This is a genomic window from Ignavibacteriales bacterium (assembly GCA_015709675.1).
In the GTDB taxonomy this organism is placed as follows: domain Bacteria; phylum Bacteroidota; class Ignavibacteria; order Ignavibacteriales; family Ignavibacteriaceae; genus H2-BAC3.
This window is the reverse complement of record CP054182.1, coordinates 3,850,113-3,871,366: the sequence shown is the minus strand read 5'-3', so window position 1 is coordinate 3,871,366 and position 21,254 is coordinate 3,850,113. Positions and strand designations below refer to the sequence as shown.

The following is a 21,254-nucleotide window of genomic DNA, read 5'->3' as shown; positions in this document are numbered from 1 at the left end:
TCTTCCCCTCTGCCTGTTTGCCGGGGCTTGTGATGCGAAATTTAATCATTTTTTGTTTGTCTTTTGCCTTCAGGATAAATAATTTGGCTGTATAATATTACAAGGATTACGCAGATGGAAGAACAGAATAACAGTCAGCCCGTCGTAACAGAAGAAGAACCGCAGGGAACCCCGCCTCAGCATGTTGACCTGGCAGCGGGTGTTTTTACCGAACCCCGGTCGGTTTTTGATACTCTGGTTAAATTCCCCCTCAGAACCTCCGACTGGCTTATCCCTCTGGCGGTAATCATTCTCCTCAGTATTGCTTCATCGTATATCCTCTTCACCAATCCGGTAATTGTTATGGAAGTGCGGGACAAGCAGATGAAACAGACGGAAAAAACACTTGACGAAATGGTGAAATCAGGTCAGCTCACGGAATCCCAGAAGGAAGAGCAGATGGATGCCGCCAGTGAGCGGATAAAAGCAATAGGAACCCCGAATGCTACCCTGTTTCAGAGTCTGATGATTCTTATCTTCGGAAGTGTGATTTATTTCCTGATCGCGGCGGTTTATTTTGGCATCGCCAGATTCTTTTTTGCCGCGGAAGGGGAATACCGGGGAGTGCTGGTTGCCAGCTCCCTTTCCTCCTATATCAGTGCGGTTTCCATTATTCTGATTGCAATCGCCTCCATGCTTTTGGACAGGACGTTTACCGATCTTTCCGTAGCTACACTTGCCGGAATGGACCGGCAGACCTGGGCCGGCTTTATTGCCTCAAGGCTTGATATTTTTACCATTGCCTCCTATTTTGTATTCGCGGTCGGCCTCAGCAGGGTAATGTTTCAGAAAGAAAAAGAAAAGACGTATCTGATAATGGTGTTCAGCTTGTGGCTTGGATTCACTACAGTCTGGTTTCTGCTGACCAGCTATGTGCCGTTTTTCAGGATGTTTGCTCAGTAAATTGCGCGGATAGCAGGAGCTTTCAGGCATTGAATACTAACTGCGTATAACGTACATTTCAGTTTACAATAAATAAATTATAAGCATCAGTGAAACAGTCAGAAATAACAAAAATCTTCCGGGCATTACTCCCATTGTTTTTTGCTGTTCTGATTCTTACTCCCGGATGTGAACTTGCAACCGATCCGAAAATCGAAACTATCGGAGGAGGCGGTGCCGGAACCCCGACAGGAAATGTCACTATCACCGGCAGTGTGGTTGATGCAGCTACCAATGCTCCGGTAGACAGCGTTACGGTTAAAGTAATTGCATCTTCCGGCATATTTTCCGGTTCTACGAATTCATCAGGTGTTTTTACACTTAACTTTAATCTTACTCTCAGCCAGGCAGTAACCCTGATCCTCAGCAAAAGCGGATATCTGGCTGATACAACCCAGGTATTTGCTTCCGTAAATAATACCAACTCTTTACTGCCGGTTTCACTGCAGAAAGTAGTTTCCAGCGGAGGCGGTACTGGTGTGAGCGGACCTCCTTCATCAATCTTTCTCCTTTCCCAGTCGGTCGCCAGTCTTGGTGTGCGGCAGAGCGGATCGCTTGAATCCGGCCGGCTCACGTTCCAGGTGGTTGATTCTCTTGGCAGAAAAATCTCATCAGTAAATTCATCAGTGATACGTTTTAAGTTCGGAGCAGCGCCGGGAGGCGGGGAATTTCTTAGTCCGGATGTAACCATGACTGATTCGAGCGGGCAGGCATCAGTATTCCTCACCAGCGGTACCAAAGCAGGTGTTGTACAGATTACAGCGGAAATTGTTACCTCAAACCGGACCATTACTTCCCAGCCGGTTAGTGTAGTCATCCATGGAGGACTCCCTGATCCGGATCACTTCAGTGTTGCTTCAGGATTTCTCAATTTTGCCGGATACAATATTTTTGGCCTGGAAAACAGTGTGACTGCTTTTGTAGGTGATAAATACGGTAATCCGGTCCGGCCCGGCACCAAAGTATATTTTACGACAACAGGCGGTATCATTCTTGGCTCTGCCGAGACTGATGACGCGGGCAGGGCAAGTGTTGATCTTCTTTCCGCGGCTCCAAGACCAGTGCATCCTACACTCGGCAATGGATTCGCAACGGTGACCGCTTCTACTGCTGATGAAACTTCCAATACCATTTCAGTTTCCACCATAGTGCTTTTTTCCGGTGTGCCGCAGCTTACCATTCAGCCTGGTTCAGGTTTTGATATACCAAACGCCGGCAGCCAGGAATTTATCTACGAAGTAAAAGATCAGAATAATAACCCTCTCGCGCCCGGTACTACTATTACCGTGAATGTGGAGGGTGAAAATGTTGATGCAAGAGGAAGTATTGCTGTAACGATGGGTGACACTCAAAGCCGTCTGGCTACGAGATTTTCATTTGTGGTTACGGACAACAAGGATACCAGTAATGTTCCCAAACCGGTATTCATCACAGTCTCGACGGACGGCTCAAACGGCCGCGCCAGTATTATAATCAGCGGAATAAGCAGATAATTCTGCAGGATTCACGGCTGTAAGCAATGCAGCCGGCGGATTGCTGAACGTAGAACTTCTTACTTCAATCAATCATAATATATATAGAGAGGTGCTCTATGAAAAAACTTGTTCTTTTTCTTTTCTTAACCGCGGGAATGCTTCAGGCCCAGTTCGTTGACTGGCAGTGGCTGCATCCCAAACCGCACGGAAATCACCTGAATGACGCGGTGATACTGAGCGGAGGCAAAATACTCACCTTTAGTGACGCAGGCATTGTCAGTATCTCCACTGACGGAGGAAGCAGCTGGACACTGCTCAGACCGGACACCGTTGCCGGAAACAGAAGTATCTATGAAGCAGACTTCGTAAATGACAATGTCGGGTATGCAGTCGGTACTGCAGGTCTCGCCATGAAAACTACGGACGGAGGTGCAACCTGGGCGCAGCTTACCACTAATCTGACCTCAAATATCTGGTATGTTGACTTCGTTAACGAAAACCTTGGATATATCGGAGGTTCAAGCGGAAAACTTCTTAAAACTACCGACGGCGGTGCTACCTGGAGCGAACAGGTTATCGGCGGCACAACTTCTGTACTGGTATATAAAATCCACGCTCTGAATGCTGATACCGTTTATGCCGGTACTGGCTCGGCAACTCCCGGCCGGCTCATCCGCACCACAGATGGCGGCGCTACCTGGAGCGCAGTTTCCGGATATACAGCTACCGGTACCGTTCGTGCCATCTATTTTGTAAATCCGCAGATTGGATTTGTTGGTGATGCACTCTATGCGATCAACAAAACCACGGATGGCGGTGCTACCTGGTCTCCTGTGGATTACGGAACAGGTACCTTTTATGAAATCAAATTTGCAACAGATAGTCTTGGATTCGCGGCAGGAGCTGACGGTAATGTTTATGTAACAACCGACCAGGGAACAGTCTGGACCCCCAGTTTCATTGGTGCGGCTCCTACATCAAACGTTTATGGTCTTGCACTTGGCGGAAATCTTGCAGCCGGACCAAAATCAGCGGTATCGGTGCTTGCAGTCTGCGAGGCCGGTCTTGCAGTGCTTTCTAATAACTCCGGCGCAACATGGAATATACTCGGAACTTCTCTTAACCGTGAAGAACTGCGGGAAATCGCTTTCGTAAATGATCAGTTCGGTTTTGCAACCGGCGGTTCAGGTACTGCTGGTGACAGTCTTGGTGTTGTTTTTGTGACCAACGATGGCGGTATGAACTGGACGCAGCTTCCTTTTAATCCAAAGTTCCGGGTATACAGCGGAAACTTCCTTAATACACAGACAGGGTATGTTTCCACACGGGGAAATTCAGGCGTGTTTAAAACCACGGATGGCGGTACAACCTGGACCCAGCAGACTCTCCCCATTACCAGCACGACCACGGTTATAAATACTACACAATTCTGGGATGAAATGACCGGATATGTTGCCACTTCCGGCGGTGATATACTGAAGACCACTGATGGAGGCGCTACCTGGACAGCACTCCCTGATCCTCACGGTACTACCGCTATATACGACATTGAACTCTTCAGCGCTTCTGATCTAATTGCAACCGGAACAAGCGGAAAAACATACCGCTCTACAGACGGCGGAGCAACCTGGGTTAACCTGAACCCCACAACAACAACGCTCTATGCAATGGATTTCCCCTCCCCGCAGTTTGGTTATCTGGTCGGCTCTTCCGGAAGAATTGTCATGACCAGCAACGGCGGTACAACCTGGACGACCCAGACTTCAAATTCCACTGCGACTCTTTACACGGTGAAGTTCTTTAATGACAGTGTCGGATTTGTTCTCGGTTCGGTTGGTGAAGTCCTCTTCACTTCGGATGCAGGTACCACCTGGATACCATATACGCAAGCCCCGTCAAATGCAACATTTTATTCAGCAGACATCCGCAATGGCGGACTGTATGCAGTAGGCTCCCGTGCAAATATTATTAAAGGACTGTTCAGCGGAAATATTCCGGTTGAGCTGACTTCGTTTACGGCGTCGGCTGCTGATGGTAAAGTTATTCTCGACTGGACAACTGCCACCGAAACAAACAACGCCCGTTTTGAAATTCAGCGCAGAAGCGGAAATGAAGAGTGGTCAGTTATTGGTTCAGTCCGCGGTTCAGGAACAACGGTATCCGCAAAAGCGTACCGTTTTACCGATAACAGCGCGGTGAATGGTATATATTCTTACCGCCTGAAACAAATTGACTTTGACGGAAGTTATGAGTTTTCTCAGGTAATTGAGGTGAATGTCGGAATGCCGTCTGAATTTGCTCTCTACCAGAACTATCCGAATCCTTTTAACCCTTCAACGATGATAAGTTTTGCTCTTCCGCAGAGTGATAATATATCTCTGAAGGTTTATGATATCCTGGGTAATGAAGTGGCTGTGCTGCTCTCAGGCAAACTGGATGCCGGAAATCATACGGTTGAGTTTAACGCGGCAGGACTTTCATCCGGAATATATCTCTACAAACTGCAGAATTCTGCGGGTAACGCGCTTTACGGAAAAATGAATCTGATGAAATAACACGGAATCTCTTCCGGACACGGGGAAGGCAGATGCCTTCCCCTGTTTATTTTAAATTATTCCCCTTGAGCGCAGTTCTTTTACGAGATTATCATATCCCGTGAACTGTATGGCATCCCACCCCTGTCTCCGGGCACCTTCAGCATATTCAGCAATATCATCTATAAAGATATGTGAGGAAGGTGCTTCCTGTGTATATGCTTCAACCGCCTTATAAATTTTATCTTCCGGCTTTACTGCGTTCACTTCATGAGAAAGAATCAGCTTTTCAAAGTTCCGCAGAAACGGGTAATGCTGCCAGCCGAATTCATGATGGATATCATTGGTGTTGGAAAGAAGCACTAACCGGTACCGTTTTTTCAGTTCAGGAAGAAGTGCTGTCACATCTTCATTCACAGTAAAAATCTCTGATATGTATCTGCAGAATGTTTCCGGGTCAGTCTTCTGGTCAAGCAGATTAAGGCAGAAAGAAATGAAATCCTTTCGGGACATATCCCCCCGCTCAAATGCACGGTGGACATCATAATGCTCCCGGAAAAAATTCATATACCGTTCTCCCATCCCCGTTGCGACTGCCTCAAATCTTTTTGCGGCAAGAGTATGGTCAAAGGGAATCAGAACATTGCCGAGATCAAAAACTATAACTTTATATCTACTCATAATCATCAATTTTAATTTTTTATGCCGGGATAATTTAAAAGCAAAGTCAGCGAAGAGGATTAAAAATTCAATAAACAGTGTAGAGACACGCCGCGGCGTGTCTCTACGAAAGATTATATAATACTTAAATTTCTTCTATTGCGACTCAGCAGAATATATGGATGCCTCGCAACACGGATTCCCACGGATCAGAAATTTTTAATTCTTCATTCTTCATTAGTTGACTTTGAATACTGAATCAGCAATTCCCGCGTTAATCTGAATTGCCGTAATCTTCAGTTCAAGGGTCATTCCGCCTGCGTTTTGTTTCATCAGATGGGGATAAAGCACGCCGTTTACTTCCTTGTAATCGCTCAGGTCGGTTGACTGCGTAATCTTTCCCTGGGGGGAGTCAACTGTTCTTTCTTCACGAAGTCTTAAACCGGTTTCCTTATCGTAAAAGTGACGGATAACAGCCCCGCCTTTCATTGTAATTTCTATCTTCCATGCATCTTTTCCGCCGGCTTTATCCAGACCTTTGTTTTCGATGGTTACGCCAAGATCGCTAAGGCGCAGTATGTTGTGCAGACCTGCTTCAAACTGCATCATTTCCAGATTGTCACCGGTGAGTTCCTCTTCTCCCATCATGCTCTTCTGAAATGCTTTTTCACCGTCATACACAATTACCTGATCCATCCCGGCAAAGGTGAATTTCTGCAGCATCTTATCCGGCGCCTTCTGATAGATTACGGCGCTTATGTCATAGTTCTGAATCTTTGCCTGCATCATCACGGTTTTATCCTGAACCTTCATGATATTGTCCGCACCGCCGATTGCCTGTATATATTTACGGATAATATCCTCGCCGGTAAGGACTGCTTCGTCACCGGCGGGTTTCGTTTTTTCAATGCGGTTGCCCAGTTCATCGTAGAAGAGTACCGGAGCGGTGGAGAATTTTTGAACCTTCTCAAGTATCTCATCTGCTTTTCCAACCAGAATGATGTAAGAGCGGTCAGCAAGGATATACTTTTTTGCAGCAGCTGATATATCCGCCGGCTTGACTGCCGCGACGGATTTCAGGTAATTGCGGAAATAATCCTTGGACAGCTTATACCGCTCGGTGTTGATAGCAAAATTGGCTACCGTCTGCGGACTCTCAAGTGATATGGCGAACGATCCGCTGATATAATTCTTGACCATCTGCAGTTCTTTTTCTGGTACCGGTTCCTTGCCGATACGTTTCATCTCATTCAGAATCTCAGTAATGGCGCTGTCAGTGACTTCATTCCGGACATTCGCGGATGCAGCAAAACTTCCGACAAGCCGGTCATTGTTGAGTGATGAATAAGCACCGTAGGTCCAGCCGTTCTTTTCACGAAGATTAAGGAATAAGCGGAAGGTGCCTCCTCCAAGGATGGTGTTTGTTACACGTGCCTTGATAACATCGGGACTGTTCATCGAAAGCTGTACAGGATGACCGACAAGGATATTGGTCTGTACTGCATTGTCCCGGTTAACAATCGCGATAACCGGACTCTTCGGAGGTTCGGGTGCTTTGTAGGTATGTTTCGGAACATCCTTTTTCTGCCATTGCGCGAAATATTTTTCTGCGAGCTTTTTAGCTTCAGCAAGAGTTATGTCTCCCACGATTGCCATATATCCGGTCTGCGGGCGGAAATAGGTTTCATAAAATGATTTACAGTCATCAAGGGTGAATTTATCTACCGACTCTGCAGTTTCATACTCAGCATACGGGTGACCTTCGCCGTAATAGAGTTTTTTCATTACACGGTCGGCAATGGCATCCGGTTCTTCCAGCGAAGCGGCAAGATTGGACTGCATCATCTGCTTAATCTTGGCGAGTTCCTGCTGCGTGAAATTTGCGTTGATGGTAATATCAGATATCAGATCAAACAGCGTTTCAGCATGTTTCTTGAGTGCATAGCCGTAAACACCGCCGGAGGAGGTGGAAATCGTCGCACCGATTTTGTCAATCTCCTCATCCAGACGGTCCTTGCTCCGGTTTTTTGTGCCGGTTCGCAGCAGCATGCCCGCTGCTGATATATATCCGGTTTTATCCTTCTCGAGGATTGGGTCTATATCCAGGGAAAGGGAAACGGAAATGACCGGCAGTTTGTCATTTTTCACGACAAAGACTTTCAGTCCGTTTTTCAGTTCAAATTTTTCATAACTCCCGATTTTTATTTCGGGAGCCGGACCCGGAACGGGAGGTTTGGTTCTGTCAACCTGCGGATAGAGTGCAATACTCAGTACAATAAAAATATATAATAGCGTTTTCATAATATCATTCTCCTCTTATTGCTTTCCCGCCGGTTTTGGCAGATAATAAAGGGTAACTCTGTTTTCAGGGGTAAGGTATTCCCGCGCCACTCGCTGTATATCCTCACGGGTGACTCTCAGATACTGATCCAGATCGGTATTTATCAGATTGCTGTTACGGAAGAATAGATAATACTGGGCTAACGCTTCCGCGATTCCCTGAACGCGCTGCTTATCACCAATGAAACTGGTTTCAATCTGGTTCCGCAGTTTGATGAATTCATCTTCTGAAATCATTTCATCCTGAACTTTTTTCACCTCCCGGTTTACCGCTTCCTCATTCTGATCGGCGGTTTTACCCATGTTGGCTATGGAGTAGATCACAAACAGCCCCGGATGCTCAAGAGCAAAGGGGAATGATCCGGTTGATACGGATAACTGGGTATTATCAACCAGTTCTTTATATAATCGTGAACTCTGTCCGGAGGAGAGCAGGGTAGTCAGCATATTTAGTGCATAAAAATCAGCAGTTCCCATTGCAGGGATGTGATACGCCTGAATAACCGCGGGAAGCTGAATCTTGTCATACACAGTGTCGCGGACTTCAGCGGTTTTCTTTGGCTCAACTTCCTTCGGACGTGGTATATCTTTGGTGCCCCGGGGTATTTCACCAAAGTATTTTTCAATGAGTTTTTTGGTTTTCTCTATATCAATGTCACCCGCAATGGAGAGTACTGCGTTGTTGGGAACATAAAAAGTTTTGTAGAAATCTCTGAATTCCTCGATGGTTGCTTCATCTATATACTGGAATGATCCGATAGGAGTCCAGCGGTATGGATGCACCTGATATGCGTGGGAGAACGTCTGCTCAAGGAAACTTCCGTAGGGCTGATTGTCAATCCGCTCACGGCGTTCTTCTTTTACAACAGCGCGCTGGGTTTCAACTCCGGAGGAGTCAATCTTTGCGTGAAGCAGCCGCTCCGATTCAATCCACAGCCCCAGTTCAAGCTGGTTGGAGGGGAGCAGCAGAAAATAGCGTGTTGCATCAAAATCGGTTGAAGCATTAAGCTGTCCTCCGGCATTCTGCACGAGGGAGTCAATCTGTCCCCGCTTGATGTTGGCTGTTCCTTCAAACATCAGATGTTCGAAGAAGTGGGCAAAGCCGGTCCGTTTTGGATCTTCGTTTTTTGACCCGACGTGGTAGGTGATGGTGACTGCAACGATGGGGGTTGAATTATCCTGATGGAGGATAACATGCAGCCCGTTTGGCAGATCATATTCGGTGAATTCAATTTTCTTTGACTGTGCCGCCAGAGTGATTGACAGAAGCAGCAACAGCAGAGCAGATTTAGTTTTCATGACAGAGCAGTGCATTTGTGGAAAAAAATAAAATAATTGCCCAAAATACCAAAAACCCGCTGGAGCCGCAGGGGAAAAGTGAGGAACGGTTTAAGTGAGACGAAGTTCAGGTTTCTGAGTTTACTTCAAAAGTATTTCTAAAACTTTTACAAGATTTTATTTAAATTTTATAAAGGTTTTTGTCCTTAAAGTCATTAGTGTCCTTAAAGTCCTTTTAATTTATTTTCAACTACCACCATGCTCAAAACAGGCACCTGCAGCTGGAAATATGATTCCTGGACCGGTCTGGTTTACAGCCCCGGAGTCAAAAATTATTTAACAGAGTATTCACGGAAATATCCCACCGTGGAAATTGACCAGTGGTTCTGGTCTCTTCACGGGCCGGAATCGGTTTCTCTTCCCAGAGAAAAAGATGTGGTGGGTTACACTGAGTCAGTGCCAGATGATTTCCGGTTTACCATTAAAATTCCTAACAGCATTACCCTCACACATTTTTACTCGAGGGGTAAAGCTCCGCTGGTGGAAAATCCCCATTTCCTGTCGCCGGAATTAATGGAGTCTTTTCTAAAGACCCTGGATCCGATGAAAGGAAAACTCGGACCACTGATGTTTCAGTTTGAGTATCTTAATAAGCAAAAGATGCCTTCACAGGCAGAGTTTCAGGAGCGGTTTGGGGCATTTATTGAGACGATACCCTCCGGTTATGAGTATGCTGTCGAAATCAGAAACCCAAATTACCTGAATAAGTCATTCTTTGAATTTCTTGCGAAACAGAAGCTGATTCCGGTACTGATTCACGGTTATTATATGCCGCCGGTTTATGAGACGCTTGCCAAACCCTTTACCCACAGTTTCAAAAAAATGGTCATCCGGCTTCACGGACCTGACCGGGAGGGGATTGAGGAACTCACCGGAAAGAAGTGGAATCAGATTGTGCTGCCAAAAAATGATGACCTGCAGAAAGTGGTGAATGCCATCCGGATTCTCCTCTCCCGGGAGACGGAGATTTACCTGAATGTTAACAACCACTATGAGGGCTCAGCCCCGCTGACGATTGACCGGATAAACGAGTTAATGGGGGAAGAGATGAATCTGTTGCCCCCTAACGAATCGCGCAAAGACGTTTAGGCCCAAAGAATTCAACCGCAGGGGAATGCATTTGTTGCCGCTAATCCCTGAGCAGTTTCCTTCCGTTAGGGACAATATTGTTCAGAAGTTTTCTTTATGTAAGGAAGATTTTGGGATTAAGTTTCCCCTCTGAGAAGGAAAATATCCTGATAAAACAGTGAAAAGGCAGAGAGTGTGGTTTTGCTGAAGCTGCCTCTTTGATAGCTCGACAGTAATTTATAATTCTTCCTCCCCTTAGTTTCTTAACTTTACCAATCATTTTCTTAAGTTATTTAAGAATAAGGGTTTATGAGGGTTGTCTGCCAGGGTTTACTTTACTCTCAGCTCAGATTTTTTAATGAAAATTGAATCTAAATAGCTATCTTGTAAGGATTTTTATTAAAAATATTTCGATGGTAGTGAGAATGTCAGGTTTTCATGGTTAATCGGTTCTTGGTTCTGTTTGCAATAATTATAGGGGGGATCTTTCCTCAGGATTTTTCCCGGGTAAAGGAGGCTGCCGGAGCGTATATTTCCTCTGGCGGAATGGAAATTATTGCCTCTGATGACAGACTTACCGTTAATCACCCCGTGTCCGGTAAAATTACACAGCAGCTTACCGGAGTTAAGAAGATTATTCCGTCCCCCTCAGGCACTTTTTTCCTTTTGCTCAATTTCGGATTTCAGCCAGACAAGTCAGACTACCCCGTATCACTCTTTCTGGTAAGCCGCTCATCAGGTCTTATTTATACCAAAGATATCACTGCTTCCTTTGATCTCCCTCATCCTTTGTTTGCTGTTGATGATAACGGTGTGATCTACTCATTTGAACCGCTCAGAATGATACTCAGCTCAGATCTGCGGGGCAGCATTACAGAAACTGCTGTGGTTGAAAATGCAGAATTTACTATGGAGCGCACCTTCTTCCTGAAAGCCGGAAGCGCTTCGGTCACCGGTGCATCTAATATTCTTGGCCGTGATGATGCAGGAGAAAATATTGTCCTGTTTACCTATACTCCTGCTGACGGCAATATACAGTCTGTAAGACTGAAAGGATCTACTCTTTCAGGATTTGATGAAGCAGGCGGTCAGCTGCTTCTTTCGGTCAACAGAGAATCTGAGTCGGGGGTATATCCTGAGACACGCCTGATGAACACTGATTTTACCGAAAGCATCACGCTCGCTGAACCCGCGATATATATGCTTACACCTGACCGCTTTATAACACGGCAGGGTAAAATAACCGGCAGAGATGGTTCATCATTTGCTTCTCCGCTGCCCGGCAGCGTGAAAGCTGTAACCGGTGTATATACCCTGGATGAGACGAAGACTCTGCTCACCGCGGTTACCGGTGCGGGCAATGAATTTTTTATCTACGATACAGCATCCGGAGCAATCCGGAAGGCTGACGGCATAAGCGCGGGCAAAGACTCACGCATGGAAATTTTTATCTTCGGCAGAACATTGTTTGCCGTTGAAAATTATGTTAAAACTACAATCTACCAAATAAATTGACTATAGTCGATCCGGAGGAATCATGCTGAAAAGATTACGGTATATATTACCGTTATTTTTTCTGGTAGCTCTTCTGACTGCTGACCTGGCTGCCCAGTCAGGCAAGGTTTCAGGAAGGGTGACCGATAAAGTAACTAACGAAGCATTGCCATTTGTCAATGTGATAATTGAAGGCACAACACAGGGTGCGGCAACTGATCTGGATGGTTATTACAACATCCTCAATGTAGCGCCCGGTACCTATACCATTAAAGCATCCGCAATCGGATATAACTCGCAGAGCGTTTCCGGTGTGCGCGTTTCAATTGACCTGACATCCAAAATTGATTTTGTTCTCAGCGAAACTTCCCTGACCCTGAAGGATGAAGTTGTGGTTGTTGCAACAAAACCGCTGGTGACCAAGGACTTAACCGCGTCAACCGCCATTGTCGGCGCTGATGATATTGCAGCCCTGCCGGTTACTGAATTTCAGGAGGTGCTGGGTCTTAAAGCCGGAGTGGTCGGTAATTCAGTCCGAGGCGGCAGAAGCGGTGAAGTTGTTTACGCTATTGACGGTGTGCCGGTAACAGACGTCTATGACGGCGGTACCGTTGTTGATGTAAACGCAAACTCTATTCAGGAACTGCAGTTCGTGTCAGGAGCTTTTAACGCCGAATACGGAAAAGCGCTTTCAGGTTATGTAAACATCGCGACAAAAGATGGTAAAAACACCTTTGAAGGAAATGTCACCACATACTTTGGCGACTATTACAGCGACCGTACGGATATCTTCCGCGCAATAGATGATTTTGATCCCCTCTCAATTCACAACTTTGAAGGATCCTTAAGCGGCCCGATTATTCCGAACAGTCTCTACTTCTACGGGAATTTCCGCTATGTATACTTCGGCGGATGGCTGAACGGCAAACGGGTGTTTAATCCGTGGGATATCACCACCAACCTTGGTGCCTCAGTTCCTCTTGAAAACAGATACGATATTCAAAAAACCGGAGACGGTGAAATAGTCCCGATGAACTGGAACCAGAAAGTCTACGGACAGGGCAAGCTGACATACCGTGTTATCCCGGAGATCAAGCTTACCTATAACTATATGATTGATGATGTGGAATACCGTGATTATGATCATAGTTTCGCATATAATCCTGATGGTGACTTTAAGAAATTCAGAACCGGTCATACCAACATTCTCGGCATGACTCATACACTTGGTTCAAGCACATTCTATCAGCTTAACCTGAGCTACTTCTTTAAGAGATTCAGACAGTACGTCTATGAGGATTATAACGATCCTAAATACACGCATAATGAACTGCTTGGCCAGTCACCTGCTGATGTTCCCAGCTTCAGAACCGGCGGAACACAGTCATCACATTTCAAAAGAACAACCGGTACCTACGGTGTTAAGTTTGATATAACCTCACAGGTTACACAGATTCATCAGGTTAAAGCCGGTGTGGAGTTTAACCGCCACAATCTCAGCTTTGATAACGTGAATCTGATACAGCCGGACGGTATTGGTTCACCGAAGGATACCCGCAACCCGTATGTTACCCTGCGTGTTCCGGATATCAACAATCCGGCAGAAAATCTTGCGATTGATATTTATACCCGCAACCCGGTTGAGTTCTCAGCCTATCTGCAGGATAAAATTGAGCTGAGCGAGCTCATTATTAATATCGGTCTCCGCTATGATATGTTCATGCCTGACGGCAAGCTGCTGGTTGATCCTTCTGACCCGAATATATACAACCCGCTCAATCCGGCGAACATCGCGAAGACTCTTGCTGAAAGACAGACATACTGGTATAAGGATGCCAGTACAAAAAGCCAGCTCAGCCCTCGCCTTGGTGTTGCATTCCCGATAACCGACCGCGGAGTGATTCACTTCTCCTACGGCTACTTCTTCCAGATTCCGCCGTTTGACCTGTTATATACCAATCCTGAATTTAAGTTCGGACAGGGAACAGGAAACCTCGGTATTGCAGGCAACTCAGATCTCAGGCCTCAGGGAACCATCAGCGGTGAAGTCGGCGTTCAGCAGGCAATCACCGATGATATATCAATTGACCTGACTGCCTACTTCCGTGATATACGCGATCTGGCAGGCACCCGTGCTGATGAAATTACCCTCTTCGGCGGTTCAGGACGTTACAGCCAGTTTGTTAACTCAGACTTCGGTTTTGTAAAAGGAATCGTCTTTACTCTGACCAAACGTTTCTCCGACGGATGGTCCGGTACAATTGATTATACACTGCAGTCTGCAAAAGGCAACGCGTCCGATCCTGCGGCTACCAGAAACGCGCTGGTTGGCGGAGCGCTTCCTGAGATTCAGCTTATCCGCCTGAATCAGGATCAGACACACACGATTAACGTTACATTCTCCTATGCTGCTGAAAACTGGGGCCTCAGCATGATTGGCAATTACGGCAGCGGTTTCCCGTATACACCGAATCAGTCAATTAATCTCTCAACCCTGCTGACTAACAGCGAAACAAAGCCGACGTATGTAAACGCGGATTTCCGCGCGTATTATGATTTTAAGATCATGGATACCTACAAAATCAGCTTCTTTACCAGAATCTATAACCTCTTTGATATCCGCAATGAGGTGAATGTGTATGGTGACAGCGGAACGGCTGACTTTACGGTTGAGGAATTCCTCAGACGCCAGCAGAATCTTCCGGTCATCGTTAACACGCTTGATGAGTGGTACCGCGTTCCGACCAACTACTCCGAGCCCCGGAGAATTGAATTTGGTGCAACGTTATTCTTTTAAGATTGAAATAAACGGAAAAGACAAATGAGAAATTTTAAGATATATATACTCACCGCGGCAGTGCTTATGCTGACCTTCGGTGAACTGATTGCGCAGGAGCGGGTCACGGCCCGCGGAACCAGCTCATTCAGAAAAGTTGGTGTTCACAGAGGAAACCAGGTCAGAACCGTATTCTCAAATTATGGCGTAATTGCGCAGCCCGGTTCACAGGGTCCGCGCGGTTCTTGGCGCTACGATGATAACGGTTATGTGGGTGACGTTTCACCTGTTGTGGGTGTGCGTCTTCCTATAAAAGACTGGAATAAAAACGGAATAGCAGATGCCGGTGATACGGTTGTATCTGTGGTAATTACTCCTGTAGAACGCCCCGGCGGCGGTGACTTTGCACAGGGAGGTAAATTCCTTGGTTTTGAACCGATTCCGGGATTTGCAAACCCGACTCTTCAGGCAACCGGGAAAGGTGTTGCTATGAGCCATCAGCCCGAAACCTGGCCCCCGGTTTGGCCTGACCGCCCGACCTGGACCTACTCAGGCAAACCAATCATCGTAAACGGTGTTGATGTTACTCCTGCTGTTGACTGGAATGGTTACTTCGGCCGTGCACAGTTAAACGCCGACCAGGAAAGCTATTTCTGGATGGATGATTTTAATGATGAAAAAATGTATAACCGCCATGGCTACTATCCTGATATGAACGACACTACCCGCCGCGGTCAGGCGCTTCAGGTTGCCGTAAGAGGCCTGCAATGGTCAAACTTTCTGGCGCAGGATGTGGTCTTCTGGTTGTATAATATAAAGAATGACGGAACTGAAACATACGATCAGACCGTATTTGGTACCGTAATCGGAACCTATGTCGGTATTGACGGAAGCGAATGGAATGATGACGTGTCATTCTTCGATGTCCGCGAAGCAATTACCTACACCTGGGATTTTGAAGGCAGAGTACGCGCTTCAGATAATCCGAAGTGGCAGCCGGATCCTTCAAAAGTCGGATATATAGCATACGCATTCCTTGAGTCACCGGGTAATCCCTACGACGGGGTGGATAATGATGCTGATAACAGAAAGCTTTTCCCGCTTTCAGCTCCATATTTTACCGGTAACGATTATAATTCTAAAACCATTACTGCAGGGGACAAGCTGATCCTGATTGATAAAGCTACGTTTGCCCGCACAACATTCACAATGCCCAATGATACCGTTACTGTGGTATCAATGGGTGTGCCTTTCTTCCTGCAGCCCGGTGTGACGGCTCTGCGTGAAGGCGCAATCAATACGCAGGGTGATCTGGGCAAGGATGCTACTGATGGTATTGATAACGATCTTGACGGTCTGATCGACGAAAACTATATCGTTCACTACCGGCAGTTCAAACGTGCCGATAACGGAACCGTTCTGTTTGACACAACTAATCCGGTTCAGTATAAAGATTACATCGCAAGCCTTGGCCTTAATGACAAGATGCTTGATGAAAAACGTGATGACCTGATTGACAACGATCAGGACTGGACGGCGCAGTATGATGACGTTGGCGCGGATGGTCAGCCGGGTACCGGTGATGCCGGTGAAGGGGACGGAGTTCCAACACCTGGTGAACCAAACTTTGATGCACTCGATGTGGATGAATCAGATCAGTTAGGTCTTACTTCATTCTGGTACTATGTACCTTCGAATGCAATTACCATGTCTAATGAAGAAGATATGTGGAAGAATCTGAAACCCGGATTCTTCAAGGTTCCTGAAAGTATCGTTAATAACGTTGCTATCCGCGGTGAGGACGGTGACTTTATGTACGGTTCAGGTTATTTTCCGCTGCTGCCGGGACAGACAGAGCGTTTCTCACTCGCTCTTGCATTTGGAGACGACTTCAGAGGAGTTCTGAAAACAAAGAGAATCGCGCAGATTATCTATAACGCGAATTATAACTTCCCGCGTCCGCCTGAAAAACCGACTATTACGGCAGTTCCCGGTGACGGTCAGGTTACCCTCTATTGGGACCGCGTTGCGGAAAACTCACTTGATCCTTCACTTAAGGAAAAAGACTTTGAAGGATACAAGATATATAAAGGAACCGATCCTGATTTTTCAGACGCTCTGCAGATTTCAGACGGAACCGGACAGAAAGTATTTTACCGTCCGATCGCTCAGTTTGACCTGAAGAACGGTATATACGGCTACTTCCTTTCAGGCGCCGCGCTCTATGATCTTACCAGCGGTGCGCCGTTCTACCTTGGCAACGAAACCGGTGTTCAGAATTCATTTGTTGATACCGATGTAATTAACGGTAAAACCTATTACTACGCTGTTGTTGCTTATGACCGCGGCAAAGCTGAATCAGATGTATTCCCTTCAGAGAACACCCGCTTTGTGGCAAAAGATGCTCTCGGCAATATTCAGACGGATATAAACACCGTTGCGATAACGCCGAATGCTCCTGTCCTTGGTTATGTTCCTCCTGCAAGCGGCGTGCAGCTTGACCGCGTCGGCGGATTCTCCACGGCCACTCCTTATTTTGAAGTGGTTGATCCCTTTAAACTTTCTAAAACTCTGTATGTAGTTTCGTTCCTTGATTCACTCAGGAACGGTGTGAGAACCGCTTATGCATACAGTGTAAAGGATTCACTCTCCGGTCTTCAGATTCTGAGCGGTGTAAACCGGCTCTTCCCCTCAAATGGAGATATATTCAACGGTGTGAGAATCTCCTTTGATACTTCGTATCAGTCACCTGACTCAATCCGTCTGGATATGAGCAGAACCGCCTGGAAGATAAACAACCCGATTGCTGATACTACCAAACGCCTCGGCTTTACCGCTTCCCGGTATGAGGATCCGGTGCGTAATATATACGGTGTGAAGCCTCCGGTTGATCTGGCTTTTGTCTTCTCAGATACGTATGCTGATTCATCAAATGATCTGCGCACCCTCTTCGGAAGAACCATTCCGAAAAAGACCGCGATAAACTTTAAGATTTTTGATGTAACAGACCGTGCAAATCCGGTCCAGCTGAAATTTGTGATGACGGAAACATCAACATCCAAGAGGGATACTCTTTCCGACGGTGATGCAGTTGTTGTGGCTACCAAAGAAGGTGACCGTATCGGATGGCGTTTTGCGTTCCTTGATACCGCTGCCTATGTGGCCAAGGGAGGAGATACGCTGATTATTTCCTTCTTCAAGCCGTTCACTGCTTCTGACCGCTTCGTCTTTAATTCGGATATACCGGGCTATGACGCCGCTAATGCAAATGAGCAGATGGAGCGCGTGAAAGCAGTGCCGAACCCCTACGTGGTTACCAACGTCTTCGAAGAACCGCTGCCTACCCAGATTCGCGGAAGAGGCGAGCGCATAATCAACTTCATTAATCTGCCTCCGAAGAGCAGAGTCTATATATATACTTCAGCAGGCGCGCATATCAGGACGATTGAGCATGACGGCGACCTTCTTGACGGCTCCCTCACCTGGGATCTCCGTACCAAGGAGGGTCTTGATGTTGCCTACGGTGTTTACTTCTATGTGGTTGAAGCAGAAGGAGTGAGCGCTAAGAAGTATGGTAAACTTGCTATCATAAAGTAACGGCAGAACGGAGATAATAATGAAAACATTACAATATATTAGTATGATCGTAATACTGGGGACTGCGGCTCTGTTCGGCCAGACGAAAGTCGGTACAACCGCTGCTAATTTTCTTACCGTTCCGGTTGGCTCAAAAGCCGCCGGAATGGGAGGGGCATTTGTTGCAGTGGCAAACGATGCAACCTCACTCTTCTGGAACGTGGGAGGAATCTCACGGCTGGAGCGGAGTGAGTTTAATGTGTCTTATTCTGACTGGCTCGTCGGCACCAATTATAACTGGGCAGGGCTTGTATTCCGCGGTGTGGATGATGCTTTCGGTATCAGCGTGAATCAGCTTGACTACGGTGATGAAGAGATAACCACTCCGGAACAGCCAAACGGCACCGGCCAGCGCTGGAAAGCTCAGGATATTGCCCTTGGTGTATCCTACTCCAGAAACCTGACCGACAGGTTCTCCATCGGCGGAACGTTGAAATACATCCGCCAGCAGATATGGAATGAATCAGCTTCAGCATTCGCGCTGGATGTCGGGCTTCTCTTTTATACCCAGCTTCCTGGCTTGAAAATTGGAATGAATATAGCTAACTTTGGAACTGAAATGAAACTTGACGGAAAAGACCTCTACCAGCCGGTGGATGTTGACCCCGCCAATACTGGTAATAATGAAAAAATTACCGCGACACTGAATACAGATTACTGGACTCTGCCGCTGGTGTTTACTGTTGGTTTAGGGTATGATTTCGCTGTAACAGATGATTTCAGATTTGAAGTTGCTACCGATGCTGTCTATCCCAACAATCACACTGCCTATCTTAATCTCGGCGGAGAAGTTACCTGGAGTAATATGGTCTCCTTGCGGGCCGGTTATAACTCCCTGCTCAAATCTGAAGAGGCAGAGGAAGGGCTGAACGCAGGTGTCGGATTTAAGTACGACTTTGGTTCTTTTTCAGCACGGATTGATTACAGCTACGCTGATTACAAACGATTTAAAGATATTTCAAAAGTTTCGTTATCAATCGGTTTTTAATTGATTGAAACCGTAAGATATGAAAAATAAAAAACCACAATCTAAAACGAGGTAAAAATGAAAAAACTGTTCACTCTTATTGCCCTTATGGCGGTGAGCACTGTATTCGCGCAGAACGTTACAGTGACTTTCCGTGTTGATCTGGGCGCTCAGGTGTTCAAAGGGTTCTATGTTCCTGCATCTGATTCCATAACAGTTCGCGGAAGCTTCCAGGAAAATTCCGCCAATGGCGGCAGCAACTGGTCTGGCTGGAACTTCAAAATGGCTGATGCTGACGCTGATACGGTATATACCGTTGATGCTGTCATTCCTGCTACATTCGCCGGTACCAACTACGAATTCAAATTCGTAAAAGGACCTGACGGATGGGAAGGTGTTGATAACAGAACATTTACTCTTGCTGCATCAGGAACCCAGACCCTTCCGGTTTACTGGTTCAATAATGATTCCGCATACACCACTGTTGTTCTGGTTACCAATACAGCAAATTTTACTGCTGATCTCAGCACCATCTATGGAACCGGCGTTGGCCGTTTCGATCCCGCACAGGACTCCCTCCTTGTTATGGGTCTTGACTGGGATGGTCTCGGAACCGTTATCAGCGGCGAAAGAAGACTGTTTGAAGATCCTCTCACTCCGAGAATTTTCACCACCAGCATGACCTACAAAGGCGCTCTTGGTGACTCAACAAAGTGGAAATTCAAAGCTTTCCCTGACGCACGCTTCACCAACACTGGCTGGGAAACTGGTTCAGACAGATGGTTAACGTATGTTGCTGACGGCACCACACTTGATCTGGAACCAATCGTTCCGAGAATTTTCCCGGTTACCGGAAATCTTACTCAGAATGTTACCGCGCTCTTCCAGGTTAATATGTCCGGACCGCTCGTTAACAAATTGAATGGCCAGAACATTGATCCAAATTCAGTTCAGTGGGTTGGTTTAAAAGGCGGCTCAGCTCCTATCGGAAACTGGGCTGGAAACTGGGTTGCTGCTGATACCACTGCCGGTTACATGCGCGTTCTTAACGATGCAGGTATTGACGGTGATAAAGTTGCAGGCGACAAAATCTGGTCAGATACCGTTGTATTCTGGACCGGCTTAGGCGCAGGTGCTATCGAATATAAATATGCAGTTGCTTATCCTGGTTATGATACTGCTAACGGCGGCACAACACCGCTTGATAACGAAGGCGGATTCGGTGAAAACCACCTTTTCTTCCTCGCGCTTGATATTACCTATGCAGAACTGTATAATATCTTCGGTGACTTCCTGACCTCAGTTAAGGAAGATGAAACCGTATTCACCCCGGGCGAATTCTCACTCGGCCAGAACTATCCTAATCCGTTCAACCCTTCAACCAAGATCAGCTATTCCATCCCTGTTGACGGAATCGTTTCTCTGAAGGTATATAACCTGATCGGACAGGAAGTTGCAACACTGGTTGAAAACTTCCAGCTTAAGGGCGGATATACTGCTTCATTTGACGCATCAAAACTGAACTCAGGTGTTTATTTCTACACCCTGAGCGTTGGTGACTACTCAGTAACCAAAAAGATGATGCTCTTAAAGTAATTCACATTACTTAACCTTTCTAAAAGGGCGGTTCTTGAAAAAGGATCGCCCTTTTTTAATTGTGAATTGTGAATTGTGAATTGTGAATTGTGAATATGTCTTATATATGTGATTAATCCCGAAGGGATGAAATTACTGTAGTAAATTTAGAAGGTTATACATTTAACCCCGAAAGGGTGACATTAATTGGTTTCTTCTCTGTCTGCTTACTCCAAAAATAATCAGAGTAGACTTAGAAATCTTCTAATCCGTCAAAATCCGCGCTGCGAAGCATCGGTAAAACCTGCGTGCCATTGGGGAAGAATAAGTTCGCCTCATAAAGCTAAGACGCCGGGACAATCCCCTATACTAAATATCTTTGTCAATTGTACATTGTAAATTGTTCATTG

Annotated in this window: 12 protein-coding genes; 9 read left to right on the top strand and 3 right to left on the bottom strand. The window is 46.3% G+C overall.

Going from position 1 to position 21,254, the window contains the following annotated elements; genetic code table 11:
- The first annotated feature begins 114 nt into the window (after positions 1-114).
- The 3 genes from HRU80_15225 (at position 115) to HRU80_15215 (ending at position 5,011) form a co-directional block, all read left to right on the top strand.
- Positions 115-942 (top strand): YIP1 family protein, encoded by an 828-nt coding sequence (locus HRU80_15225; protein QOJ30148.1) that lies wholly within the window; start codon positions 115-117, stop codon positions 940-942.
- Between the two features lie 89 nt (positions 943-1,031).
- Positions 1,032-2,474 (top strand): hypothetical protein, encoded by a 1,443-nt coding sequence (locus HRU80_15220; protein QOJ30147.1) that lies wholly within the window; start codon positions 1,032-1,034, stop codon positions 2,472-2,474.
- Between the two features lie 98 nt (positions 2,475-2,572).
- Positions 2,573-5,011 (top strand): T9SS type A sorting domain-containing protein, encoded by a 2,439-nt coding sequence (locus tag HRU80_15215; protein QOJ30146.1) that lies wholly within the window; start codon positions 2,573-2,575, stop codon positions 5,009-5,011.
- 51 nt (positions 5,012-5,062) lie between these two features.
- On the opposite strand, the gene HRU80_15210 is transcribed toward HRU80_15215, so the two are convergent.
- From HRU80_15210 to HRU80_15200, 3 genes are all read right to left on the bottom strand, one after another.
- On the bottom strand, positions 5,063-5,677 hold the full coding sequence (locus tag HRU80_15210) for an HAD family phosphatase (GenBank protein ID QOJ30145.1): 615 nt from the start codon (positions 5,675-5,677) through the stop codon (positions 5,063-5,065).
- 210 nt (positions 5,678-5,887) lie between these two features.
- Positions 5,888-7,951 (bottom strand): insulinase family protein, encoded by a 2,064-nt coding sequence (locus HRU80_15205; GenBank protein QOJ30144.1) that lies wholly within the window; start codon positions 7,949-7,951, stop codon positions 5,888-5,890.
- A gap of 15 nt (positions 7,952-7,966) precedes the next feature.
- A complete protein-coding gene (locus tag HRU80_15200; GenBank protein QOJ30143.1) occupies positions 7,967-9,289 on the bottom strand; it encodes an insulinase family protein in 1,323 nt (440 codons plus the stop codon).
- Positions 9,290-9,526: 237 nt separating this feature from the next.
- Here HRU80_15200 and HRU80_15195 point away from each other — a divergent pair, with 237 nt between their 5' ends.
- From HRU80_15195 to HRU80_15170, 6 genes are all read left to right on the top strand, one after another.
- Positions 9,527-10,417, top strand: a complete 891-nt coding sequence (locus tag HRU80_15195) for a DUF72 domain-containing protein (protein QOJ30142.1) — start codon at positions 9,527-9,529, stop codon at positions 10,415-10,417.
- A gap of 417 nt (positions 10,418-10,834) precedes the next feature.
- Positions 10,835-11,911 (top strand): hypothetical protein, encoded by a 1,077-nt coding sequence (locus HRU80_15190; protein ID QOJ30141.1) that lies wholly within the window; start codon positions 10,835-10,837, stop codon positions 11,909-11,911.
- 22 nt (positions 11,912-11,933) lie between these two features.
- A complete protein-coding gene (locus HRU80_15185; GenBank protein QOJ30140.1) occupies positions 11,934-14,687 on the top strand; it encodes a TonB-dependent receptor in 2,754 nt (917 codons plus the stop codon).
- A gap of 24 nt (positions 14,688-14,711) precedes the next feature.
- Complete coding sequence (locus tag HRU80_15180; protein QOJ30139.1) at positions 14,712-18,263, top strand: hypothetical protein; 3,552 nt, start codon at positions 14,712-14,714, stop codon at positions 18,261-18,263.
- A gap of 19 nt (positions 18,264-18,282) precedes the next feature.
- Entirely contained in the window at positions 18,283-19,290 is a 1,008-nt protein-coding gene (locus HRU80_15175; protein ID QOJ30138.1) for a PorV/PorQ family protein, read from the top strand.
- 57 nt (positions 19,291-19,347) lie between these two features.
- A complete protein-coding gene (locus HRU80_15170) occupies positions 19,348-20,865 on the top strand; it encodes a T9SS type A sorting domain-containing protein (protein ID QOJ30137.1) in 1,518 nt (505 codons plus the stop codon).
- The last annotated feature ends 389 nt before the right edge of the window (positions 20,866-21,254 follow it).

What these genes read in the sequence shown, in the direction of transcription:
- HRU80_15170 (QOJ30137.1), top strand. Translation starts at nt 19,348, where the DNA reads ATGAAAAAACTGTTCACTCTTATTGCCCTTATGGCGGTGAGCACTGTA.
- HRU80_15190 (QOJ30141.1), top strand. Translation starts at nt 10,835, where the DNA reads ATGGTTAATCGGTTCTTGGTTCTGTTTGCAATAATTATAGGGGGGATC.
- HRU80_15195 (QOJ30142.1), top strand. Translation starts at nt 9,527, where the DNA reads ATGCTCAAAACAGGCACCTGCAGCTGGAAATATGATTCCTGGACCGGT.
- HRU80_15185 (QOJ30140.1), top strand. Translation starts at nt 11,934, where the DNA reads ATGCTGAAAAGATTACGGTATATATTACCGTTATTTTTTCTGGTAGCT.
- HRU80_15225 (QOJ30148.1), top strand. Translation starts at nt 115, where the DNA reads ATGGAAGAACAGAATAACAGTCAGCCCGTCGTAACAGAAGAAGAACCG.
- HRU80_15205 (QOJ30144.1), bottom strand. Translation starts at nt 7,951, where the DNA reads ATGAAAACGCTATTATATATTTTTATTGTACTGAGTATTGCACTCTAT.
- HRU80_15210 (QOJ30145.1), bottom strand. Translation starts at nt 5,677, where the DNA reads ATGATTATGAGTAGATATAAAGTTATAGTTTTTGATCTCGGCAATGTT.
- HRU80_15180 (QOJ30139.1), top strand. Translation starts at nt 14,712, where the DNA reads ATGAGAAATTTTAAGATATATATACTCACCGCGGCAGTGCTTATGCTG.
- HRU80_15215 (QOJ30146.1), top strand. Translation starts at nt 2,573, where the DNA reads ATGAAAAAACTTGTTCTTTTTCTTTTCTTAACCGCGGGAATGCTTCAG.
- HRU80_15200 (QOJ30143.1), bottom strand. Translation starts at nt 9,289, where the DNA reads ATGAAAACTAAATCTGCTCTGCTGTTGCTGCTTCTGTCAATCACTCTG.
- HRU80_15175 (QOJ30138.1), top strand. Translation starts at nt 18,283, where the DNA reads ATGAAAACATTACAATATATTAGTATGATCGTAATACTGGGGACTGCG.